Annotated in this window: 18 protein-coding genes and 1 pseudogene; 9 read left to right on the forward strand and 10 right to left on the reverse strand. The window is 73.2% G+C overall.

Annotated features, from left to right (window positions below; genetic code table 11):
• Positions 1 to 3: 3 nt before the first annotated feature.
• The 4 genes from I601_RS16100 to I601_RS16115 are packed head-to-tail and all read right to left on the reverse strand — an operon-like array spanning position 4 to position 7,287.
• Positions 4 to 1,413: a metallopeptidase TldD-related protein gene (locus tag I601_RS16100; protein WP_068111923.1), complete on the reverse strand. Its 1,410-nt coding sequence runs from the start codon at positions 1,411 to 1,413 to the stop codon at positions 4 to 6.
• Positions 1,413 to 2,954, reverse strand: a complete 1,542-nt coding sequence (locus tag I601_RS16105) for a TldD/PmbA family protein (RefSeq protein ID WP_068111926.1) — start codon at positions 2,952 to 2,954, stop codon at positions 1,413 to 1,415. The genes I601_RS16100 and I601_RS16105 overlap by 1 nt, the downstream gene beginning before the upstream one ends.
• Positions 2,951 to 6,112 (reverse strand): AAA family ATPase, encoded by a 3,162-nt coding sequence (locus tag I601_RS21895; RefSeq protein WP_068111928.1) that lies wholly within the window; start codon positions 6,110 to 6,112, stop codon positions 2,951 to 2,953. The genes I601_RS16105 and I601_RS21895 overlap by 4 nt, the downstream gene beginning before the upstream one ends.
• Positions 6,112 to 7,287 carry an exonuclease SbcCD subunit D gene (locus I601_RS16115; RefSeq protein ID WP_068111931.1) on the reverse strand — a complete coding sequence of 392 codons (1,176 nt, stop codon included), beginning with the start codon at positions 7,285 to 7,287 and terminating at the stop codon, positions 6,112 to 6,114. The genes I601_RS21895 and I601_RS16115 overlap by 1 nt, the downstream gene beginning before the upstream one ends.
• 72 nt (positions 7,288 to 7,359) lie before the next feature.
• Between I601_RS16115 and I601_RS16120 the strand changes: the two genes are divergently transcribed.
• From I601_RS16120 to katG, 3 genes are read left to right on the forward strand one after another with little or no spacing between them, the layout of a single operon-like run.
• Entirely contained in the window at positions 7,360 to 8,349 is a 990-nt protein-coding gene (locus I601_RS16120) for an NAD(P)/FAD-dependent oxidoreductase (protein WP_068111934.1), read from the forward strand.
• Positions 8,350 to 8,381: 32 nt separating this feature from the next.
• Positions 8,382 to 8,846: a Fur family transcriptional regulator gene (locus I601_RS16125; protein ID WP_068111937.1), complete on the forward strand. Its 465-nt coding sequence runs from the start codon at positions 8,382 to 8,384 to the stop codon at positions 8,844 to 8,846.
• Positions 8,847 to 8,884: 38 nt separating this feature from the next.
• The gene (gene katG / locus I601_RS16130) at positions 8,885 to 11,134 is read left to right on the forward strand and encodes a catalase/peroxidase HPI (protein ID WP_084527708.1); all 2,250 of its coding nucleotides are present in this window, start codon (positions 8,885 to 8,887) and stop codon (positions 11,132 to 11,134) included.
• Positions 11,135 to 11,304: 170 nt separating this feature from the next.
• Here katG and I601_RS16135 read toward each other — a convergent pair whose 3' ends face one another.
• Both I601_RS16135 and pepN read right to left on the reverse strand, forming a co-directional pair.
• A complete protein-coding gene (locus I601_RS16135) occupies positions 11,305 to 12,147 on the reverse strand; it encodes a formate dehydrogenase accessory sulfurtransferase FdhD (RefSeq protein WP_237089437.1) in 843 nt (280 codons plus the stop codon).
• A gap of 2 nt (positions 12,148 to 12,149) precedes the next feature.
• Entirely contained in the window at positions 12,150 to 14,627 is a 2,478-nt protein-coding gene (pepN, locus tag I601_RS16140) for an aminopeptidase N (protein ID WP_237089438.1), read from the reverse strand.
• Between the two features lie 207 nt (positions 14,628 to 14,834).
• On the opposite strand from pepN, the gene I601_RS16145 reads away from it, so the two are divergent.
• Entirely contained in the window at positions 14,835 to 16,607 is a 1,773-nt protein-coding gene (locus I601_RS16145) for a hypothetical protein (protein ID WP_157520216.1), read from the forward strand.
• A gap of 138 nt (positions 16,608 to 16,745) precedes the next feature.
• Here the strand turns inward: I601_RS16145 and I601_RS16150 are convergent, their stop codons facing one another.
• On the reverse strand, positions 16,746 to 17,483 hold the full coding sequence (locus I601_RS16150) for a hypothetical protein (protein WP_157520219.1): 738 nt from the start codon (positions 17,481 to 17,483) through the stop codon (positions 16,746 to 16,748).
• 155 nt (positions 17,484 to 17,638) lie between these two features.
• Between I601_RS16150 and I601_RS21820 the strand changes: the two are divergent.
• Together I601_RS21820 and I601_RS21825 are read left to right on the forward strand one after the other, a co-directional pair.
• Positions 17,639 to 18,229 (forward strand): annotated as a pseudogene (locus I601_RS21820) (aminotransferase class V-fold PLP-dependent enzyme); the annotation flags it as partial.
• A gap of 8 nt (positions 18,230 to 18,237) precedes the next feature.
• Positions 18,238 to 19,260, forward strand: coding sequence for an aminotransferase class V-fold PLP-dependent enzyme (locus tag I601_RS21825; protein WP_250636868.1), 1,023 nt, complete (start codon positions 18,238 to 18,240; stop codon positions 19,258 to 19,260).
• Between the two features lie 33 nt (positions 19,261 to 19,293).
• On the opposite strand, the gene I601_RS16165 is transcribed toward I601_RS21825, so the two are convergent.
• Positions 19,294 to 20,292: an NADP-dependent oxidoreductase gene (locus I601_RS16165; RefSeq protein WP_068111952.1), complete on the reverse strand. Its 999-nt coding sequence runs from the start codon at positions 20,290 to 20,292 to the stop codon at positions 19,294 to 19,296.
• Between the two features lie 187 nt (positions 20,293 to 20,479).
• Between I601_RS16165 and I601_RS21210 the strand changes: the two genes are divergently transcribed.
• Positions 20,480 to 20,623 carry a hypothetical protein gene (locus I601_RS21210; RefSeq protein ID WP_157520222.1) on the forward strand — a complete coding sequence of 48 codons (144 nt, stop codon included), beginning with the start codon at positions 20,480 to 20,482 and terminating at the stop codon, positions 20,621 to 20,623.
• A 108-nt stretch (positions 20,624 to 20,731) separates the two neighbouring features.
• Here the strand turns inward: I601_RS21210 and I601_RS16170 are convergent, their stop codons facing one another.
• Positions 20,732 to 21,016: a Fe-S cluster assembly protein HesB gene (locus I601_RS16170; RefSeq protein WP_068111956.1), complete on the reverse strand. Its 285-nt coding sequence runs from the start codon at positions 21,014 to 21,016 to the stop codon at positions 20,732 to 20,734.
• A 110-nt stretch (positions 21,017 to 21,126) separates the two neighbouring features.
• Between I601_RS16170 and I601_RS16175 the strand changes: the two genes are divergently transcribed.
• Together I601_RS16175 and I601_RS16180 are read left to right on the forward strand one after the other, a co-directional pair.
• Positions 21,127 to 21,579, forward strand: a complete 453-nt coding sequence (locus I601_RS16175; RefSeq protein WP_068115092.1) for an OsmC family protein — start codon at positions 21,127 to 21,129, stop codon at positions 21,577 to 21,579.
• Between the two features lie 6 nt (positions 21,580 to 21,585).
• On the forward strand, positions 21,586 to 22,482 hold the full coding sequence (locus I601_RS16180; RefSeq protein WP_068111958.1) for an oxidoreductase: 897 nt from the start codon (positions 21,586 to 21,588) through the stop codon (positions 22,480 to 22,482).
• On the opposite strand, the gene I601_RS16185 is transcribed toward I601_RS16180, so the two are convergent.
• On the reverse strand, positions 22,469 to 23,194 hold the full coding sequence (locus I601_RS16185) for a peptidylprolyl isomerase (protein WP_068111961.1): 726 nt from the start codon (positions 23,192 to 23,194) through the stop codon (positions 22,469 to 22,471). The genes I601_RS16180 and I601_RS16185 overlap by 14 nt on opposite strands.
• Positions 23,195 to 23,234 lie beyond the last annotated feature (40 nt).

Below are 23,234 nucleotides of genomic sequence, written 5' to 3' on the forward strand. Positions count from 1 at the left end.
GGGTCACATGGCCTGGGAGACGCTGGACATGCGGAAGTCCGGCACCCGCAGCGCCGGGGTGGCGGTGCGGCTGAAGTAGTCGTCGCCCCACTCCCGGCTGAAGCTGGGCACGCTGGCCGAGGCGTGGGAGAAGCGGGTCAGCAGGTCGACCGGGCTCTCGTTGAACCGGAAGTTGTTGACCAGGCCCACGACCTCGCCGTGCTCGACCAGGTAGACGCCGTCGCGGGTCAGCCCGGTGAGCAGCATCGTCTGCGGGTCGACCTCGCGGATGTACCACAGGCAGGTCAGCAGCAGGCCGCGCTCGGTGCCCGCGACCAGGTCGTCGACCGAGCCGGTCGCCCCCTCGACGTCGAGCACCAGGTTGTCGACGTACGGCGTCACCGGCTGGCCGCTCAACCCGGCGGAGTGCCGGGTCTGGGTCAGGGCCCGCAGCTCGCCGTCGCGGATCCAGTCCGTGCGACCCAGCTCCAGACCGTTGTCGAAGACCGAGGCGTCGTTGGAGGACGACGCCGCGGTGAGGAACGGTGCGCACTCGAGGCCGGGCTGGGCGGGGTCCGAGAACAGGTGCACCCCGGGGGCGACGATGCGCTCCCCGATCCGGGTGCCGCCGCCGCGCACGCTGTAGAAGGACTGGCCGTCGTGCGCCACGCGGCCGCCGCTCGCCCAGTACGCCGAGATCATCAGGTCGGCGACCGACGAGGGCGGCAGGATCGTGTCGTAGCGTCCCGCCGGCAGGTCGTGGCGCCCGCGGGCGCCCCAGGCGAGGCGCTGGGCGACGACGTCGTCCATGGCCAGCGCGTCGACGTCGGTGAAGTCGCGGGTGGCGCCGCCGACCCAGGCGCTCTGCGACAGCGCCGCGTCCTTGCCGGTGCACCCGTAGTGACCGGTCGGCTGCACGTGCCGCAGCCGCAGCCCCGTGGACGAGCCGAGGTAGGTCGTGGTGACCTCGTGGTTGACGAAGCCGTAGAGCACCCGCTGCTGCGACCGGGCCCGGCCGAAGACCTCACCCAGGGCGGGGGCGAGGACGTCGTAGGTGTGGATGTCGGTCGGCTCGGCCGGGTCGGACCAGTCGGGGGAGACCCGGTCGCGCACCAGCTCGGCAGCGTCCTCGGCCGGGTCAGCCGCGCGGGCAGCGGCGTCGGCGGCGCGGACCAGCTCGGTCACCTGGGCCTGCGTGGTCGCGGTCGAGGACACCGTCCCGGTGCCCGTCCCGCCGGGGCCGCGCACGAAGGAGACGACGCTGACGTGCAGGCCGTGCATCACGCCGTTCGTGGTCAGGGTGTTGTTGGCCCAACGCAGGTTGGCGCTGGTGGCGTCGCGCACGATCACCACGCAGTCGTCGGAGATGCTGGCGGCCAGTCCCTGCTCGACCAGGGACTGGGGGGTCGCCCGGGGCGACTGGTGGGCGGTCATCAGTGACCAGCCTCCTCGGTGGTGTTCAGGATGCGCACGTCGCGGAACAGCGAGGTCGGGCAGCCGTGGCTGACCGAGGCGACCTGCCCCGGCTGGGCCTTGCCGCAGTTGAAGGCGCCTCCGAGCATCCAGGTCTGCGGGCCACCCACGGCCTCGAGCGAGCCCCAGAAGTCGGTGGTGGTGGCCTGGTAGGCGACGTCGCGCACCTGGCCGGCCAGCTCGCCGTCGACGATGCGGTGGAAGCGCTGGCCGGTGAACTGGAAGTTGAAGCGCTGCATGTCGATCGACCACGACCGGTCACCGACGACGTACAGACCGCGCTCGACCCGGCTGACCAGGTCCTCGGTGCTGGGGCCGTCGGGGTCAGGCTGCAGGGACACGTTGGCCATCCGCTGGATCGGCACGTGGCCGGGGGAGTCGGCGTACGCGCAGCCGTTGGACCGACCCGACGGACGATCCGGGCCGGCGAGCTCGGGCTTCATGGCCGCCATCGACCGGTCGAGTTGGTAGCCGACCAGCACCCCGTCGGAGACGATGTCCCACGACTGCGCCTGCACGCCCTCGTCGTCGTAGCCCACGCTCGCCAGGCCGTGCGCCGTGGTGCGGTCGCCGGTCACGTTCATCACCGACGATCCGTAGCGCAGGCTGCCGAGCTGGTCGTAGGTGGCGAACGAGGTGCCGGCGTAGTTCGCCTCGTAGCCCAGTGCCCGGTCGAGCTCGGTGGCGTGACCGATCGACTCGTGGATGGTCAGCCACAGGTTGGAGGGGTGGATCACGAGGTCGTAGCGACCGGCCTCGACGCTGGGGGCGGCGAGCTTCTCGGCCAGCAGCCCCGGCACCTCCGCGATCTCGGCGTCCCAGTCCCAGGCCGCTCCGGGCGAACCCCCCACGACGTACTCCCAGCCGCGGCCCACCGCGGCCGCGATCGAGGCCATCGAGTCGAAGCCTCCGGCGCCGGTGCCCATCGCCTCGAAGCCCGGCTGCATGCGCACCCGCTGCTGGGTGGTGCGGGTGCCGTGCAGATCGGCGTAGTACTTGTTCTCCCGCACCGCCAGGACGAAGCCCGAGGCGTGCTCGACCCCGGGGTGCTCGCGCAGCCGCCGGGTCCAGTCGACGATCACGGCGGCCTTCTCGGCCGTGGGGACCTCGAGGGGGTCGATCTCGTAGTCGGAGACCCAGGTGACGTCGTCGTACGTCGGCTCCGGTGCGAGCTCGACGGGCGTGCTGGTCATGGTGGCGGCGACCTCGGCGACCGCGACCGCACGCGCGGCGACGCTGCGCGCCTCCTGCGGCGTCAGCACCACGCCGGAGGCGAAGCCCCACGCGCCGTGGTGGACCACGCGCACCGCGAACCCGATGTCCTGGGTGTCGTCGGCGGCCTGCAGCACGCCGTCGCGGGCTGCGAGGTGCTGGTAGCGCACCCGCTCGAAGCGGAAGTCCGCGTGCGTGGCCCCGAGCTCGCCGGCACGAGCCAGGGCGACCTCGCCGAGGTGCCGGTGGGGCAGGGCCAGGAAGGACGGGTCGACGCGGGTGCCGCTCATGACAGCGAACCTAATCGATCGCTCGCGCCGCCGGCGCTCGTGACGGCCAGGGTCGACCCGGAGCGGGACTTCGCCACCCGCAGCTGGGTGGGGATCCGGTCCCGCATCTCGGCCACGTGGCTGACCACGCCCACGACGCGCCCGCCCTCGCGCAGCGAGTCGAGGGTGTCCATGACGTCCTCGAGGGTGTCGGCGTCGAGCGAGCCGAACCCCTCGTCGACGAAGAGGGTGTCGAGGTCGGCGCCCCCCGCCTCGGCGGTGATGACGTCGGCGAGCCCGAGTGCGAGGGCCAACGAGACCACGAAGGTCTCGCCGCCCGACAGGGTGGCCGGGTCACGGGCCTCACCGGACCAGTCGTCGCGCACCCGCAGGCTGAGGCCGCCCCGGGTCTCGCCCGCACCTCGCTGGGCGGTGTGCTCGAGGCTGTAGCGGCGGTCCGACATCCGCGCCAGCCGCTCGTTGGCGGCCGCCACGACCTGGGCGAGCCGGTAGGCCAGCACGTAGGCCGAGAGCCGCATCTGCAGGTGGTTGTCGGCGGACCGGCCCTCGACGAACGCCCCGAGGCGGCTGGTCAGTGCGAGGTCGCGCCGGATCGGCGCCCACTCCGCCAGCCGGGTGTCGAGGTCGGTGACCAGGCCGTCGAGTCGGGTCCGGCGCGCGGTCAGGGTGGCGACCCGGGAGCGGGCCGCGGCCAGCTCCGCACGAGCGGCCTCGTGCCGGGTCGCCAGGGCGTCGACGTCGGGCGAGGGGGTGCCGTCCGGGTTCGGATCCGGCGCCAGCGTGCGGCGCTCGGTGGCGACCTCGGCGAGGGCCTGGCGCGCCCGGTCGACTCGACGGGCGTGCTCGCTGGTCCGCTGCTCCAGCGTGCGCACCCCCGCATCGTCGAGGTACGCCGCCACCGCGGCCCCCACGTCGGCGAACCCCTGCTCGAGCGCGGTGTCCAGGGCGGCGGCGTCCGCCGCCGCGGCTGCCTCGCGGGCCGTCTGGAGGTCCGCGAGGGCGGCGTCCAACGCCCGGGCGGTGCTGGCGCGAGCCTCGTGCAGCTGCAGGAGCGTCTCCAGCAGCGCGTCGAGCCCCTCGTGCTCGACATCGCGGACGAGCTGGTCGGGGGTGAGATCGTCCAGGACGGCTCGGACCTCGTCGTCGAGCCGCTCCAGGTCGTCCTGCAGGGCGCTGAGGGTCGCCTCGCGCCGGGCCTCGTCAGCCACCAGGCTGCTGCGCTCGGTGCCGGCCCTGGTCAGGCGGTCCTCGAGGTCGGTCAGCGTCTGCGCGGCCCCCGGCAGGGCGCGCCCGGCGGCCTCGGCCTCGACCAGCTGATCGCGCAGCGTGGCGGCGCGGGCCGCCAGGTCGTCGGCGGCGACACCGCCGGTGCGGGCGCGGGCGACCTCGAGGCGGGTGCACAGGTCGCGGTGGTGGGTGGCGCGCACGTGCTCCTCGGCCTTGGCGTCGTCCAGGCGGCGCTGGGCCTCGCGCTCGGCGCCGGCGTCCGCCGCGCCCGGGCCGGCCACCGCCTTGGCGGGGTGGTCGTCGGAGCCGCAGACCGGGCAGCAGGAACCGACGGCCAGCGCGCCGGCGAGCTCGGCGGCCATCGAGTCGATGCGAGCCTCGCGGACCGCGAGCAGGTGCTCGTGCGCGGCGACGGCGCCCTCGCGGGCCTCGAGCCACTCGGTCCGGGCGCTCTCGCCCGCCCGGAGGAGGGTGCGGACCTCCTCGTGCGCGTGCATCCGGGTCCGGACCAGCTCGAGGCCCTCCTGCAGGGCGGGGGCCCGCTCGGCTGCGGAGCGCAGCGCGGCGACCCGGTCGCGGGCGGCCGCGACCTGGGGCGGCAACTCGACCAGGACCTGCGCCAGGTCGTCTACGAGGGCCGAGTCGGCCTCCTGCCGGGCCAGCAGCGTCGACAGCCGGGCCCGGCCCTCGGCGAGCTGCCGCACCCGGGGGCGCAGGGTGCCCAGGGTGGTGACCGCGGCCCGGGCGTCGTCGTGGCTGCGCCGCAGCACAGCAGCGTCGTCGAGCGGCTGCTCGGGCCCCAGCGCCCGGGCGGCGGAGACCCGGCAGGTCTCGACCCGGTCGCGCAGCGGCGGCACCCGCTCGGCCGCCCGCCGGGCCAGCTGGGCCAGTGGCTGGACCCGCGCGGCCCGGTGGGCCCCCTCGAGGCGCTGCTGGTCCACGAGCTGCTGCTGCGCACCGTCGGCCAGCAGGCGCTGCTCGCGCAGCGCGCGCTGCTCCCGCTCGTGCAGCCGTTCCCGGTGGCGGGCCCGCTCCAGGGTCTCGCCGGTCTGCTGCTCGTGGCCCAGCGCGACCTCGACAGCCGCGCCGGCCTCGTCGTGCTCGGTGGCGGTGCTCGCGGCGAGGTCACGGGCCCAGGCCAGCAGCGAGCCGTCGTCGGCCAGCAGGCCCAGGTCGGGCACAGCGTCGTCGGGCGCAGCGTCGTCGGGCGCGGCGCCGGACCCAGGGCCGGACCCAGGGCCGGACCCAGGGCCGGGCAGGGTGGCGAGGGCGACCTCGCTGAGTCGACTGACGAGGTCGGCGACCTGCTCCTCCGCGGCCTGGGAGGTGCGGCGCAGGAGGCTGCGCCGCTCCTTCAGCCAGGCCTCGACCTGCTCGAAGCGACCGGTGCGGAAGAGCTGCTGCAGCAGCTTGTGCCGTTCGTCGGATCGAGCGCGCAGGAACGCCTGGAAGCGTCCCTGCGGCAGCATCGCCACCTGGGTGAACTGGACCAGGTTCATCCCCAGGAGATCGCCGACGAGGTAGCCCGTCTCGTCGAGACGGGTCGACAGGGCCTGCCACTCTCCCTCGCGCCGCTCCGACAGGACGACGTGGGCGGGCTCGGTGGTCGTGCCGGTGCCGCGCTTCTTGGGGCGCTCCCACGCGGGGGAGCGCACCAGCCGGAAGCGTCGGGCCGACAGGGTGAACTCGAGCTCGACGCGCGGGGCCACCCCCGGCTCGGCCTGGTCGCAGCGCAGGCGCTTGGCGCTGGCGCGGTCACCGGGAACATCGCCGTACAGCGCGAAGCACACCGCGTCGAGCACGCTGGTCTTGCCGGCGCCGGTGGGACCGGTGAGCAGGAAGAGCCCGGCCTCCGAGAGCCGGTCGAGGTCGACCTCGACGGTGCCTGCGAAGGGCCCGAAGGCCGTGATCTCGAGGCGGTGCAGCCGCATCAGCCCACGCTCCGCTCGACCGGGTCGGCGGTGGTGTCCTCGCAGCACGCGTCGACGGCGGCGCGCAGGAGCAGCGCCTCGTCGTCGTCGACACCGGTGCCGCGCACCGTGCGCACGAACTCGGTGACCACGTCGTGGTCGCTGCGCCCGGTGCTGGGCCGCGCGGGCAGCGCACCGAGCCCGGGGACCTGGCCCTCGAAGGCCAGCACCATGGTGTGCGGGAAGCGGCGACGCAGCTGGTCCATCGCCTGGGCAGGGCGCTGGGCATCCGTCAGGCTGACCTGCACCCACGACCGCTCGTGGCGCTCCAGGTCCGGGTCGGCCAGCAGCTCCTCGAGGGTGCCGCGGAGGCGGGCGAGCCCCCGGGGGACCGGCGCCTCGACGAACTCGGCACGGCGCAGGCCGTCGGCGTCCAGGTCGACCAGCCAGGACCCCTTGACGTGGTCGGCCTCGGAGAAGGAGTAGGCCAGCGGCGAGCCGGAGTAGCGCACGCTGTCCGCGAGCACGTGCCGACCGTGCAGGTGGCCCAGGGCGGTGTAGTCGATGCCGTCGAAGAGGTTGGTGGGCACCAGCGAGACGCCCCCGACGCTGATGTCCCGCTCGGAGTCGCTCGCGCGCACCGCGTCGAGCGAGCCACCGACGAACGCGTGCGCGAGCACCACCGAGCGGGCCCGCGGACGACCCGCCAGGTCGACGCGCACCCGCCGCATCGCCTCGGAGAGCGCGGCCTCGTGCGAGCGAACGGCGAGGCCCCACGGCTCCCGCACCGCGTCGGGATCGAGGTAGGGCAGCGCGTGCACGACCACCTCGCCGTGCGCGTCGCCCAGCACCACCGGGGTGCCCACCGAGGCCGGATCGGTGCGCAGGTGGACCCCGGCGGCGTCGATGAGCCGGGAGCTGAAGCCCAGGCGCTGCGCCGAGTCGTGGTTGCCGCTGCTCACCACGACCCGCGCCCGCGACGCCGCCAGCCGCGACAGGGCGTCGTCGGCCAGCCGGACCGCGTCGACCTGGGGCAGCGCCCGGTCGTAGACGTCCCCGGCGACCACCACCAGGTCGACCTCCTCGGAGGCGACGACCTCGAGCAGGTGGTCGATGTAGCCGGCCTGGTGCGTGAGCATCCCCTCGCGGTGGAACGACCGGCCCAGGTGCCAGTCGGAGGTGTGCAGGATGCGCATGGCCCCGACGCTAGGAGGGACCACCGACAAGCAGGTGGTCCCACGCCGCGACCGGCCTGCCAGGCTGCTCACATGACACCCCCGAGCCCGAGCCCGGACCAGGTCGTCGTGGTCGGCGCCGGCATCAGCGGGGTCGCCTGCGCCCGCGTCCTGCAGGAGGCCGGCGTCTCGGTGCGCCTGCTCGACCGCGGACGCCGGATCGGCGGCCGGATGGCCAGCAAGCGGTTCGAGGGGCGACCGGCCGACATCGGCGCGTCCTACCTGACCGTCGGCGACGACGACTTCGCTGCCGTGGTCGAGGAGTGGCGCTCCCGAGGACTGGCGCACCCCTGGACCGACACGTTCACGGCCCTGGCCCCGGGACGGGCGCCCGAGCCCAAGCGCGGCCCGGTCCGGTGGGGGACCGCGGGCGGGATCCGGACCCTCGTGGAAGCGCTCGCCGCCGGGCTCGAGGTGGGCACCGCTCAAGAGGTGGTGCAGGTGGGGCGCTCACCGGCCGGGCGTCCGACCGTCGACGGCGTCCCCGCTCGCGCGGTGCTGCTCGCGATGCCGGACCCGCAGGCCGCCCGCCTCCTGGACCCTGCGGCGTACGGCGCCGTCGTGGCGGCGCTGGACGTGCCCTTCGAGCCGGTGCTCGCGCTGACCGCCACCTGGGGCGACCGGTGCTGGCGCGACCTGCCTCACGGGGCGTTCGTCAACGACGACCCGGTGCTGTCGTGGATCGCGGACGACGGACGCCGCCGCGGTGACGACGCCCCTGTGCTGGTCGCGCACTCCACCCCGGGCCTGGCAGCAGGGCACCTCGAGGACCCCGCCGCAGCGGCGCCGCTGCTCGTGGAGCGCCTGCGCGCGCTGGTAGGTGCCCGAGCCGCACCTGTGCAGGCGCACGTGCACCGCTGGAGCCTGGCGCGGCCCGAGCGCGGCCGCGAGCAGGCGACGTACCTGTGGGGCGAGGACCTGCTCGGCGTCTGCGGCGACGCCTGGTCGTCGCGGCCCCGGGTGGAGGGTGCCTGGCTGAGCGGCCGGGCGCTGGGACGGGCGGTCGTGGAAACCTTGTCTTGAATGATTCAAGACACCGGGTCATACTCGTCGCGATGACCAGTGACGCCGCGCCCCTGTCCGCGCACGTGCTCGACGGCCCCGGGGCCAGCACGTTCGAGGCACTGCTGCGCGCGGCCTCGCTGCGCGTGACGCGGCCACGGGTCGCGGTCCTCACCGCAGTCCAGCAACAGCCGCACAGCGACACCGAGACCATCCTGCGCTCGGTGCGCGCCGCCCTGGGCGAGGTCTCACACCAGGCGGTGTACGACGTCCTGCGCGCCCTCACGTCCGCAGGCCTCCTGCGTCGCATCCAGCCCTCGGGCTCGGTCGCGCTCTACGAGACCCGGGTCGGCGACAACCACCACCACGTGGTCTGCCGCAGCTGCGGAGCCGTCGCCGACGTGGCCTGCGCCGTCGGGGACGCCCCCTGCCTGGACGCCTCCGAGGACCACGGCTTCATGCTCGACGAGGCCGAGGTCGTCTACTGGGGGACCTGCCCGGCCTGCACCCCGTCGTGATCCACCACCCAGACTCCGATGCATCTCGAAAGGCAGACATGACCGAGAACCAGGAGCGTTGTCCCGTGGGCGACGCCGCCGCCCAGAGCGCCACCCAGCAGCACGGTGGCTCCGAGAGCGAGAACCCCGGGATCCCGGGGCCGACCGCCCCCGAGGGCGCCGCCCCCCGCACCAACCAGGACTGGTGGCCCCATCGCCTGGACCTGTCGCCGCTGCGCGTCCACTCCTCGAAGGGCGACCCGCTCGGCGCGGACTTCGACTATGCGCGGGAGGTCGGGTCGCTCGACGCCGAGGCCGTCAAGGCCGACGTCGTGCAGCTCCTGCGCACCTCCCAGGACTGGTGGCCGGCCGACTTCGGCCACTACGGCGGGCTGATGATCCGGTTGAGCTGGCACGCCGCAGGCACCTACCGCCTCTTCGACGGGCGCGGCGGGGCCGGGCAGGGCATGCAGCGCTACGCCCCGCTCAACTCGTGGCCCGACAACGCCAACCTCGACAAGGCGCGCCGCCTGCTGTGGCCGGTCAAGCAGAAGTACGGCCAGAAGCTCTCGTGGGCCGACCTGATCGTGCTCGCCGGCAACGTGGCGCTCGAGGACATGGGCTTCGAGACCTTCGGCTTCGCCTTCGGCCGCGCGGACGTGTGGGAGCCCGAGGAGATCTTCTGGGGCGCCGAGGACGAGTGGCTGGCCGACGGCCGCTACACCGGCGACGGCACGATGGTCGAGGACCTCGGTGCGACCGAGATGGGGCTCATCTACGTCAACCCCGAGGGACCGCAGGGCGAGCCCGACCCGCTCAAGGCCGCGCACTACATCCGCGAGACCTTCGCCCGGATGGCGATGAACGACGAGGAGACCGTCGCGCTCATCGCCGGCGGCCACAGCTTCGGCAAGACCCATGGTGCGGCCGTCGCCGACGACCACGTCGGCCCCGAGCCCGAGGCCGCCGACCTCACCGAGCAGGGGCTCGGCTGGATCAGCGACCACGGCAGCGGCACGGGAGCCGACGCCATCACCTCCGGTCTCGAGGTCACCTGGACGCCGACGCCCACCCGGTGGAGCAACGGCTTCTACGACATGCTCTTCGGCCACGAGTGGGAGCTCGTGAAGAGCCCCGGCGGCGCCTGGCAGTGGGAGGCCAAGGACGCCGAGGCGGTCATCCCCGGCCCCACCGAGGACTCGCCCAAGCGCAAGCCGACCATGCTCACCACCGACCTGTCCCTGCGCGTGGACCCGGCCTACGAGAAGATCTCGCGCCGCTTCCACGAGAACCTCGACGAGTTCGCCGACGCCTTCGCCCGCGCCTGGTACAAGCTGCTGCACCGCGACATGGGCCCGATCGAGCGGCTGCGGGGCCCCTGGGTCCCCGAGGCCCAGCTGTGGCAGGACCCGGTGCCGGCCGTGGACCACGAGCTCGTGGACGACACCGACATCGCCTCGCTCAAGGCGACGCTGCTCGGCTCCGGCCTGAGCCCCCAGCGACTCGTCGCCACCGCGTGGGCCTCCGCCTCGTCGTTCCGCAAGACCGACCTGCGCGGCGGCGCCAACGGTGCGCGGGTGCGCCTGGCACCGCAGAAGGACTGGGAGGTCAACGAGCCCGAGGAGCTGGCTGCCGCCCTCGAGACCCTCGAGCGCGTCCAGCGGGACTTCAACGACGCGCAGTCGGGCGGCAGGCGGATCTCGCTGGCCGACCTGATCGTGCTCGGCGGTGTCGCCGCGATCGAGCAGGCGGCTCGCGAGGGCGGTGTCGAGGTGACGGTGCCGTTCCGCCCGGGGCGCACCGACGCCAGCGCCGAGCAGACCGACGCCGACTCGTTCCGCTTCCTCGAGCCCCGTGCCGATGCCTTCCGGGGCTACCTGCGCGACGGCGAGAAGATTCCGGCCGAGGCGCTGATGGTGGACCGGGCCTACATGCTCGACCTGACCGCTCCCGAGCTGACCGTGCTGCTGGGCGGCATGCGCAGCCTGGCGGCCACGGTCGGCGGGTCGCGCCACGGCGTGCTCACCGATCGTCCGGGTGTGCTCTCGACCGACTTCTTCGTCAACCTGCTCACCCCCGGCAACAGGGTGCGGGCCTCGCGCGACCAGGAGAACGTCTACGACATCCAGGACGCCACCGGCGCGACCCGCTGGACCGCGACCGCGGCCGACCTGGTCTTCGGCTCGAACTCCGAGCTGCGCGCGCTCGCCGAGGTCTACGCCAGCGACGACGCGAGGGAGAAGTTCGTGCACGACTTCGTCGCCGCCTGGGACAAGGTGATGGAGGCCGACCGCTTCGACCTGGCCTGACCAGGACCAGTCCGCACCACCCCGGGAGCCCCGGTCGCACCGCGACCGGGGCTCCCGTGCGTCCCGGGGCGGGGGAGCGGTGGGCTGGCAACCGTCCTGGAGTCGGGTCCGGTTGCGGGCTCACCGCTCGGGCGCGGCGTGCGAGGCGGTCGGTCGGTCGGTCGGTCGGGTCAGCTGTAGCGCACGGCGCGCTCGCCCCGCACGAAGCCCCACAGCGCCAGACCGTGCTCGGCGGCGAGACGGGCCGACAGCGAGGTGGGGGCGCCGACGGCGACGAGCGCGCCGATGCCGCTGGCGACGGCCTTCTGCACCAGCTCGAACCCGGCCCGGCCGCTGACCACGAGGCAGGCCTCCGCCGGCGTGGAGCCGGCCAGGATCCGGGTCCCGACGACCTTGTCGACGGCGTTGTGGCGCCCGACGTCCTCGCGGACGACCAGCACCCGTCCGTCGGCGGTGGCCAGCCCGGCGGCGTGCACCCCGCCGGTGCGGTCGAAGACCCGCTGCGACTCACGCAGCCGCTCCGGGAGCAGGCGTACGACGTCCGCGGACGGCAGCGGCCCCGCCCACGGCGCGGCGGTGCTCACGGCCAGCGCCTCGGCGACGCTGTCGGAGCCGCAGACGCCGCAGGCCGACGAGCCCGCCGACAACCCCTCGTGCCGGTGCCCGGGCTCGCGGGCGGGGGCGGCGTCGAGGGTGACGGTGACGACGTTGAACTCCTGCTCCGGCGCCAGGTCGGCGTCGGTGCAGTAGGCGATCCCGGCCAGACCCGTGCGGGCCGACAGCAGCCCCTCGTGGGCCACCCACCCGGCGGCCAGCTCGAAGTCGTGTCCCGGGGTCCGCATCGTCACCCAGGCCCGGCGCGCGGGTGCGCCCGGCCAGGCCAGGCGCAGCTCGAGCGGCTCCTCGGTCACCAGACGGTCCTCGCGGTGCCGGACCTGGTCGCCGTCGTGCTCCTCGACGCGGGTCCGGACCGTCGGGCCGGGTCGGCGGGGGAGTCCCGGCAGGCCCACCACGATCAGTGGCTCCCGTACGTCCGGGCCACGGCGAGGCGGTGCTCGAGCTCGTCGGTGGTGTCCACGACCCGTCGTCGCAACGAGGCGTCGAGGTCGGCTCGGGCGATGAGCTCGTGGGCCCGGGTCACGGTCGTGTCGTGGAGCGAGGTGAGCGGGAAGAACGCCTCGGCGACGTCGGCCAGCACCCAGCCGCTGTGCGCCTGCGCGGTGCCGGGCAGCTCGTCGAAGTAGCGCGCGACGTACGGATCGGTCAGCTGCTCCTGGCCGGCGCGCCACATGCCCTCGCCGGCCGCCTCCAGCTCGTAGTTGGGCGCGGTGGCCGCTCCCGAGAAGCGCGCCCAGGCCCACGCCTTCGCCTCCGCCGTGGGCAGCGACGCGATCGCGCGGGTGTGCTCGACGCGGGACACCGCGGTGGGTTCGGCGTCGAGGTGCTGGTCGAGCGCCGCGCGGTCCACCGCTCCCAGCACCGCGAGCCGCACCAGCAGCCGCCAGCGCAGGGCGAGGTCGAGCTCGATCCCGACCGGCAGGTCGCGCCCCATCAGCCAGCCCTCGAGCAGGTCGACCGAGGCGCAGGACGAGACCGCAGCCTGGAAGGCCGCGAGCTGGACCGTCGAGCCCGACTCGGCCGCGCGCGCGACCTGCCAGGTGGCGGCGTGCACGCGGGACGCGGCGGCGTCGGGGTCGGCGGCGAGCGGGACGACCTTGGCGAGCACCCAGCCCAGCGTGTGCTGCAGCCCGGCGTCCTGGTCCTCCACCGGCAGCCAGGCCTCGAGCAGGTCGAGCACGGCGTCGGGGGAGACCCGGGCGTGGTGGTAGGCGCTGCGCACCGAGTTCCACATGCCCGCGCGCAGCATCGGGTCGGTGGTCGTCGCGACCAGCCCGGGCAGCAGCGCCAGGGTCTCGGGGTCCGGCTCGGTGACCGCCCAGGTGTCCTCGAACGGGTCGAGCAGCACCGCGGTGCCCGCCGCGACGTCGTACGCCGTCTCGGCCGCGTCGAGCACCTGCTCGTCGACCTGCCAGTCGGCGGCGCCGGCCGCCCGGGTCGCGATCCGCAGCGTGTGTCGACGCTCGGCCGGTCGGTCCGGGGCCGGGGTGCGCAGCAGCCGGTCGGGACGCTCCAGGACCAGCCGGTCGGGACCGGCGGTGACGAGCCAGTTGTCGGCGAAGGGGCCCAGGTCGACCGCGCCGGCCCGGGTCCAGCTGTCGAGCAGGTCCTGCATCGTGGCGTTGCCGTAGAAGTGCCGGTCGAAGTGGTCGCGCACACCGGCGAAGAAGACCTCGTCGCCCATCGTGGTGTTGAGCTGCTTGAGGATGCTCGAACCCTTGGCGTAGGAGATGCCGTCGAAGTTCTGCAGGGCCGCGGTGGCGTCCTCCTCGCCGTTGCCGGCGACCGGGTGGGTGCTGGGGCGCTGGTCGGCGAGCAGGCCCCACTGCCGGCGCGCGTAGGCGGTCTGCACCCAGGCGTCGTCGTACTGGGTGGCCTCGGCGGTGACCCGGTTGCCCATGTACTCGGCGAACGACTCGTTGAGCCACAGGTCGTCCCACCACCGCGGGGTGGTGATGTTGCCGAACCACTGGTGGGCCATCTCGTGGGCCACGGTCGTCGCGCGCGAGATGCGCTGGCCGCGGGTGACCCGGCTGGTGAAGACGAGCGGGTCGCGGAAGGTGACGCACCCGGGGTTCTCCATCGCCCCGGCGTTGAACTCGGGCACGAACGCCTGGTGGTAGTCGCCGAAGGGGTAGCGGATGCCGAACAGCCGGTGGAGCTCGTCGAAGCACTGCCGGGTCAGGGTGAGCAGCTCGTCGGCGTCGGCGTCGAGGTCGGCCGCGATGCTCTGGCGGCAGGAGAGGCCGAGCGGGATCCCGTCGTGCTCGTCGCGCACCAGGTGGTAGGGCCCGGCCACCAGGGTGACGAAGTACGTCGACAGCGGCTTGCTGGTCTCCAGCTCCCACACGCCGGGCTCGGGGTTGTGCCCCGGCGCGTTCCCGATCACGACCCAGTCCTCGGGCGCCCGCACGTGGAACGTGTACGGGGCCTTGAGGTCGGGCTGGTCGAAGCAGGCGAAGATGCTGGGCGCGGCGTCCATGAACGACATGCCGTAGACGTAGTGGCGACCGTCGGCGGGATCCACGGAGCGGTGCAGCCCCTCGCCGTCGTTGCGGAAGGCCATCACGGCCTCGACGACGACCTCGTTGACGCCCTCGACCGTCTCGAGCGGCACCCGGCCGCGCTGCAGCAGGTCGACGTCGATCGCGGTCCCGTTGAGCCGGATGCTGCGCACCGCCCGCGGCTTGAGGTCCAGGAACGTCCTCCCGCCGCGGGAGGTCAGGCTGATCCGCGTCGTCGAGTCGAAGGTCTCCTCCGAGGAGGCCAGGTCGAGCGCGACGTCGTAGCCGCTCACCTCGATCATCTCGGCGCGGGCGAGTGCCTCGGAGCGCTGCAGTCCGCGGGTGCTGGGGGCTGGGGGCTGATCGGTCACCCGGCCACCCTAGGGGCGCCCGGGCACCCTCCGGACCACCTGGCCCCGGGCCGGCGGCGGGTAACAGTTGGGACAGAAGTGGGAGTGGTGGCAACCAAAACGTCGTCGGCGGCGTCAACATGAGCGAGAGGCGTCCTGTTCGCCTCCACCTCACGGGAGGAACCACACGCGATGAAGCGTATCCACAGCAGCCGCAGGGCGAAGGCGATGGCATCCACCACAGCCGCTCTCGGGCTGATGATCTCGGGGCTGGCCCTGTCCTCCGGGCCCGCTCAGTCCGCGGCCGCGCCCGACGGCTGCGCGTCGCCGGTCGACGTCGCCACCCTCGCCGAGGGTGACACGCTGACCGCGCTCAGCGTGGTCCGCGGCACCGAGCCGCAGGAGTTCACCGGCACCGTCATCGGCACCATCGACGACGGCATCGCGGTGGGCCTCGACATGCTGGTCGTCGACTTCGAGGACCCCGACCCGGAGTCGCCGATGTCGAAGGCCGGCGGCATCTGGCAGGGCATGTCCGGCTCGCCGGTCTACGTCGGCGACCCCGCGGACAACAACCTGGTCGGGGCGATCGCCTACGGCCTCTCGTGGGGTCCGTCCCCGATCGCGGGCATCACGCCCTACACCGAGATGGACGACTACCTCGCCTCGGAGTCCCCCAAGAAGGTCGGGGTCGACGGCTCGACGGCACGCGAGATCGGGGCGCGCACGAGCGCCACGCGCAGCCAGGCCGCCGAGGGCTTCTCGCAGCTGCGGCTGCCCCTCGGTGTGACCGGCATCAGCGCACGACGTCTGTCCGACATCCAGGAGCTGGCGGCCGAGCGCGAGGCGAAGTACCTCACGGGCACCGACTTCGCCGCCGTGCGCGGCGGCCGCGACAGCGCCGGCCGAGCCGGTGCGGCGGACCTGGTCCCCGGCGGCAACCTGGGGGCGTCGTTCTCGTACGGCGACATCTCCTACGCCGGTGTCGGCACCGTGACCTCGGTGTGCGCCGGCGAGGTGGTCGGCTTCGGCCACCCGATGGGCTTCCTGGGGAACACCACCCTGGGCATGCACCCGGCCGACGCGCTGTTCGTGCAGCCCGAGAGCCTCGGAGCGCCGTTCAAGGTCGCGAACATCAGCCCGGCGGTCGGCACCGTGACCGACGACCGGCTCGCGGGCATCACCGGCATGATCGGCACCCTGCCGGACGCCATGACGGTGACCTCGGACGTCACCTACCGCGCCAAGCAGCGCACCGGCTCCACCGACGTCTACGTCTCCGACTACGCCGCCGACGTGAGCTTCTCCCAGCACGTGGCCAACCACGACCGGGTCCTCGACGGCATCTTCGGGGGCACCTCGGCGTTCGGGATGAGCGTCACCGGCACCGACGAGGCCGGCGCACCGTTCACGATCGCCTTCGACGACACCTACGTGTCGCAGCGGGACATCACCATCGAGCCTGCCTGGGAGATCGGGGACCTGGTCTACGTGCTGTCCCAGATGGACGAGGTGGACCTCGACTCCGTCGAGCTCGACTCCGCGGTCACCGACGACACCGACCTCCTGCGGGTCAAGGGCCTCGAGCAGTGGCGCAAGGGCAAGTGGACCAAGGTCAGCAACCGTCGCCAGGGCATCGTCGCCAAGCCCGGGTCGATGCTCAAGGTCCGCGCGATCCTCAAGGCGGAGGACGACACGCTGAGCTACGTGCCGTTCAGCACCCGCATCGGCGACCGGGCCCGCTCGGGCTTCCTGGGCGTGCAGGGCGGCGCCTCGGCGTGGACGAACATCTGGCGTGCCAAGACGGTCGCCGCGGTGAGCAAGGCCATCGAGGAGGCCCCGCGCAACGACGAGGTGCTCTTCGAGCTGCGACTGCGCCGCAACGGTGGTCGCGTCGAGAAGAGCGTGGGTCCGCAGACCAGCGTGGTCCAGGGCGGCAAGGGCTACTTCGTCCAGATCAACGAGAAGGGTGGCCGGGGCCCCGTCTGCCGCGGCTGCTGAGCCGAGCCGGGGCAACGTCGCAGCCCCATCCCCTCAGTGCCCTCCGACCCGGCAGGCCGGGCTGGAGGGCACTGAGCGCTCCGTGCGGGTGACCTGGTGAAGGCCGCGCTCCGGCGCTCGGTCGAGCCAGCGGGGACGTCACGGGATCTCCCCACGCTCGATCTGCGCGAGGGCCTTCGGGGTGTAGTAGGCATCGGACAGCAGGACCTCGAACTGGAGCACGTCGCGCCGACCGAACCGGGCGGTGGTCGACACCACGAGGCCGCTCTGGGCGACGCTGGGCCCCAGGACGCGGTCGACCTCGCCTCCCCACTGGACGTCTTCGGCCAGGAACTGCAGGTCCGACGCGCGCAAACCCCAGCGTCGGCGCTCCGCACGCAGCGCGCTGAGCCCCTCGCCGGCGTCGTACGACGTGGTCCACGTGACCGAGAGTCCGGAACCGTCGGTGTCGAACAGGACCCCGAAGACCGAGGTCTCGACGGTGTCCTCACCCCGGGGTCCGACGAGGGTCAGATCGATCACCGGTCCGCTGGGCGAACCGATGATCGGACCCATGCGCCCTTCTTCGACCCCGACCTCGCTCGCCGCGATGGCGTGGTCCTGCAGGTCCAGGCGAGCGGCGCCGGTGCTCTTGATGACGGCGATGCCCTCGTCGCCCAGGTGCGACTGCCGGGTGTCGGACACGGCATCGGCTCCAGTCGCCGGTCCGGTCGTCGTCTCCTGCGACGTGCAGCCCGTGGTCATCAGGACGGCGAGCGTCAGCACGGACAGCCGCGTCAGCAGGGAGGTCCACCTGGTCGTCGACGGGTGGCGCCGGTCGGTCGGGAAGACCCCCGCGACATCGCCGAGGTCGCAGGACGTACCAGATCGCTCCACGGGGGTCATTGAAGTCGGGGGCGACGAGATCCCGCAATCGGCCGGCATCGTCGTGTTCCTATGCTGTGGCCATGGCTGAGGGAGCGTGCGCACGCGAGGACCGCGACCGGCTGCTCGAGACCGTGCGCACCTCGGTCATCGGCGAGGACCAGGTGATGGCCACGCCGTACGGCAGGCGCCGCGTGACCTACGCCGACTACACGGCCTCAGGTCGGGCGCTGTCGTTCATCGAGGACTTCGTGCGCGAGCAGGTGCTGCCCGCCTACGCCAACACCCACACCGAGTCCTCCGGCACCGGGTTGCAGACGACCCGGCTGCGCGAGGAGGCCCGCGCGACCATCCACGAGGCGTGCGGCGGTGACGACTCCACCGTGGTCCTCTTCGCCGGTTCCGGCAGCACCGGTGCCATCGCCAAGCTCATCGGGGTGCTCGGGCTGCGGGTGCCCTCCGTGCTCGACGACATCCACCGCCTCAGCGACCACGTCCCCGCCGACCGGCGCCCGGTGGTGTTCGTGGGTCCCTACGAGCACCACTCCAACGAGGTGCCGTGGCGCGAGACGATCGCGGACGTCGTGGTGATCCCCGAGGACGCCGACGGCCAGATCGACCAGGCGCACCTGCGCGCCCGCCTGGAGGAGCACGCCGACAGACCGCTGCTCATCGGGTCGTTCTCGGCCGCCAGCAACGTCACCGGGATCCTGTCCGACACCGCCGGTGTCGCGGAGGTCCTCCACGAGCACGGGGCGCTGTCGCTGTGGGACTTCGCCGCGGCGGCGCCGTACGTCGACATCGAGATGCAGGCGCTCGAGGATCGGCCGCTGTCCCCAAGGACGGCGTCTTCATCTCCCCGCACAAGTTCATCGGCGGTCCCTCGACGCCCGGGGTGCTGGTGGCGCGACGCGAGCTGTTCGCCAACCGGGTGCCCGACGTGCCCGGCGGCGGCACGGTGGCCTACGTCAACGACGACGCCCACCGCTACGTCGCCGACCCCGCGCAGCGCGAGGAGGGCGGCACCCCGGCGATCATCGAGTCGATCCGGGCCGGGCTGGTCTTCGGGCTCAAGCAGGCCGTGGGCACCGACACGATCCGTGAGCAGGAGGAGCGCCACCTCGCCCGCGCGGTCGCCGCCTGGCAGGAGGAGCCTGCCCTGGAGATCCTCGGCAGCCTCGAGGCCCGGCGGCTCTCGATCGTCTCCTTCGTGGTGCGCTCGCCCTCGGGTCGCTACCTGCACCACAACTTCGTGGTGGCGCTGCTCAACGACCTCTTCGGCATCCAGTCCCGCGGCGGCTGCTCGTGCGCCGGGCCCTACGGCCACCGGCTGCTGGGCATCGACCTCGAGCGCTCCCAGGAGTTCGAGCGCGAGATCGCCGGCGGCTGCGAGGGCATCAAGCCCGGCTGGGTGCGCGTCAACTTCAACTACTTCGTCTCCGATACCGTCGTCGACTACCTGGTCGAGGCGGTGCGGATGGTCGCCCACGACGGCTGGCGGCTGCTGGGCGACTACCGCTTCGAGGTGGCCACCGGGCTGTGGCGCCACCGCGAGGGACTGGTCGAACCGCCGCTGTCGCTGCGCCAGATCTCGTACGCCGGCGGGGTGCCGCAGATGCCCCAGCACCGCGAGAGCGGGGGAGAGAAGCTGCTGGACGAGCACCTGCGCGACGCGCGAGCGCTGCTCGCGGCCGCGCAGGGCCCCGACCTGGCTGCCCATCCCGGGCAGGTCTCCGCGGACTTCGAGCACCTGCGGTGGTTCGACCTGCCGGCGCAGTGCCTCACCTGACCCCGACGCGACGGTCGTCGCGCCGGGTGGGTGTCACAGGCGCACGAGCATCTTGCCGGTGTTCGCGCCGCTGAGCAGACCGAGGAACGCCTCCACGGTGCTGTCGAGACCGTCGGTGAACGTCTCCCGGGCCACCAGCTCGCCGGCCGCCACCCAGTCGCCGGCGCGGCGGTAGAACTCGCCCGTGGCCTCGGCGTGGTCGCTGACGATGAAGCCGCGCAGCATCAGCCGCTTCTGCACCAGCATCATCATGTTGCGCGGCCCGGCAGGCGCCTCGGTGGCGTTGTACGTCGCGATGGCACCGCAGGCGGCGACCCGGCCGAAGTCGTTGAGGTTGCTGATCGCGGCCTCGAGGTGCTCGCCGCCGACGTTGTCGAAGTAGACGTCGATCGGACCGTGCTCGCGCAGCTGCTTCGAGACCGGGCCGTCCTTGTAGTTGAAGGCGGCGTCGAAGCCGAGCTCCTCGGTCAGCCACCGCACCTTCTCCGGGGACCCGGCCGAGCCGATGACCTTGGCGGCACCGAGGAGGCGGGCCATCTGCCCGACGAGCGAGCCGACCGCGCCGGCGGCGCCGGAGACGAAGACGACGTCGCCCTCCTTCATGGCAGCGACCCGCGTCAGGCCGACGTACGCCGTCATGCCGGGCATGCCCAGCACGCCGAGGTAGGCCGAGGCCGGGACCGAGGAGACGTCGATCTTGCGCGCGGCCGAGGCGGGCAGGACGGCGTGCTCGCGCCAGCCGGACATGTGCAGGACGGTGTCGCCGGGGGAGAGGGAGGGGTCGTTGCTCTCGACGACCTCGCCGACGGCACCGCCCTCGAGCGGGGCGTCGAGGGCGTAGGGCGGGACGTAGGACTTGGTGTCGTTCATCCGGCCCCGCATGTAGGGGTCCACCGAGAGGAACGTGTTGCGCACCAGCACCTCGCCCGCGCCGGGCGCGGGCAGGTCGGTCTCGACGGTCCGGAAGTCGGAGGGCACGGGCTCGCCGTGCGGGCGGGAGGTCAGCTGGATCTCGCGGGTGGGGGTGCTCATGACCCCGATCCTGCCAGCCGGCCGGTAGCCCCCGCGGGTGCCCGAGATCACAGCGTCGCTGATGCGTCGAGGACATGTAGCGACCGCTACAGTGTAAGCGTCGTCGAAGAAGATGACTCATGACCACCGCGGTGTCACCGGACACCGCACAGGACCTGGCCCGGGAGGGCCGAGAGGGAAGAGAAGCATGAGCTCGCAGTTGGACCTGGCCCACGGGATCGTCGCCGGTCGGCGCCTCCCTGATCAGGAGCACGCCCTGCTGCGCAACGTGGAGCTGGCCGACCAGGCCCAGCGCCCCAAGCGCCGTTCGTTCCGCCTCCTCGCTCGCTGAGCGGGGCCCGGGCAGTCCCGGGAACACGAAACGCCCTGTGCGTGGCACCGATCCCTCGAACGAGGGAGCCGGCGCCACGGGACAGGGCGTTCTGCGTGCGGTCGCGACCTACTGCTGCAGGCCGAGCGCGAACTCCACCTTGCCGCTGGGGTCGACGGCGGCGTCGAGCACCTTGTCGTCGAGCATGACCGCGGCCGACTCGTCGAGGTAGATGGTGGCGCCGGACTGCTCGACCACCTGGTCGCCGGGCTGACCGGCGTCGGCGGCCGAGACCGCGAAGCTCGGGTCCGCGGCCGACTCGGAGGTGATCCGCAGTCCTGCGGTGTCGGGGAGGCCGTCCTGGGAGGCGATCTCCTTGACGATGTTCGTGGCGTTCTCGGTGAGGGTGAGCATCAGAACTCGCTTTCCTCGGTGGGGTGCAGAAGTCCTCCACACAACCCGACATGGCCGTCTCGTTCAAGCCGGCGGTCATCCCGGGCGTGTCGTCGTGGGAGGCTGGCCCCATGAGCGAGAGCACCCCCGAGGCGTCCCCGGACACCCTGCGCAGCATCGACCTGGTCAAGATCGGCCCCGAGCGGTTCAAGGCCACGAACGGTCGTGGCGGCGTGCTGCCGATCGGGTCCGGCAGCGACCCTGACTTCACCCCCGTCGAGCTGCTGCTGGCGGCGCTGGCCGGCTGCGGTGCGATCGACCTGACCCTCATCACCGGCAAGCGCGCGGAGGCGACCGGCTTCTCGGCGCACGCCGAGGGGCACAAGATCCGCGACGAGGCCGGCAGCCGGATGACCGGGATGAGCATCACCTTCGACATCGACTTCCCCGAGGGCGAGGCCGGGGACGCGGCGCGCGCTGTCGTGCCGCGCACGATGAAGCAGATCGAGGACCGGCTGTGCACCGTCGGGCGCACGGTCATCGTCGGTGACCAGGTCCGCTACCGCGTCGCCGACCAGGACTGAGCCACGGTGGTCCGTGCCCGTCCCTGGACCGCGGTGCCCGACCAGGGCGGTCGTCGCGTCGTGGTCACCGGTGCCACGAGCGGCATCGGCCTGCTGACCTCGAAGGTGCTGGCGCACCGTGGCGCGCACGTGGTGCTCGCGGTGCGCGACCCCGCCAAGGGGGAGCGCGTGGCCCGGGAGCTGTCCTCGATGCGGGGGCGGGTGGAGGTCAGCCGGCTCGATGTGTCGGACCTGGACTCCGTGCACGCCTTCGCCGAGCGCACCGGTGAGGTCGACGTCCTGGTCAACAACGCCGGCGTGCTAGGTCTGCCCCGGTCCGCCAGCGCCCAGGGCCACGAGCTGCAGCTGGCGACCAACCACCTCGGCCACTTCGCCCTGGCGAACCTGCTGCTGCCGCGGCTGCGGGACCGCGTGGTCGTCGTCTCCTCGGCGTCGCACCGGCACGGCGATCTCGACCTCGAGGACCTCGACTGGGAGCGGCGCGGCTACCGTCCCTACGCGGCGTACGCCGCCTCGAAGCTGGCGAACATGCTGTTCCTCGCCGAGCTGCAGCGCCGGTTGGGCGCGGCCGGCTCGACGCTGCGCGCCACCGGCGCCCACCCGGGCAACACGCGCACGGCCATCACCTCCAGCACCGGCAACGGGCTGACGACGCGCGTGGGAGCCGTCGGTCAGGGCCTCGTCGCGATGCCGGCCTGGCGCGGTGCGCTGCCGGTGCTGTACGCCGCCACGATGGACGTGCCCGGCAACAGCTACCTGGGCCCGGACGGACCCGGCGAGCTGTGGGGGTGGCCGACCCAGGTCGGGCGCAGCCGAGCCGCCTCCGACCCCGACCTGGCCCGCAGGACCTGGACGGCGACGGAGCGGCTCACCGGCGTGGTCTGGCCGTTCAGCCGACGGTGACGGCCTCGATGTCGACGGCGGTCCTGGGCGCCCCGTCGCCGGGACCGTTGCTGTCGTCCGCGCCGGCCGACGCGGCCTCGGCGACGGCCTTGACGCCGTCGGCGTCGACGGTGCCGAAGACGGTGTACTGCGGGGGCAGCGGCGTCTCGTCGTAGACGATGAAGAACTGCGAGCCGCCCGAGTCGGGGTACGGCGTCTTGGCCATCGCCAGGGTGCCGGCCGGGTAGGTCTCCTCGCCGCTCAGCTCGTCGGGGATGGTGTAGCCCGGGCCGCCGGTGCCGGTGGCGGTCGGGTCGCCGCACTGGAGCACGAAGATGCCCTCGGTCGTGAGGCGGTGGCAGGTGGTGGCGTCGAAGTAGGACTGCTCGGCCAGCGACACGAAGGAGCCCACGGTGCACGGGGTGGCCGCGGCGTCCAGGGTGGCGTCGAGGTCGCCGATGCTGGTGCTGAGGGTGACCTCGACGTCACCCTCGACCGTGGGGTCGGCCGGCGGGAGGTCGACGTCCTTGGACGGGTTGCCGTCCTCGACGTAGGCGCACTCGCCGTCGGCGGCCGGGGTGAACTCACCGGAGTCGCCGGACTCGCTCTCGGGGCTCTGCGGGCTCTCGGAGGCGGGCGAGGCGTCGGCGGCGGTGTCGTTCTCGGAGCCGCAGGCGGCCAGGGCGCCGACGCAGGCGAGGACGGCCGCGGTGGCGAGGGATCGGGTCAGCATGGCGATGATGCTAGGTGAGGCTCCTGAGGGCGACCTGAGC

The organism is Nocardioides dokdonensis FR1436 (genome assembly GCF_001653335.1).
Classification (GTDB): Bacteria; Actinomycetota; Actinomycetes; order Propionibacteriales; family Nocardioidaceae; genus Nocardioides; species Nocardioides dokdonensis.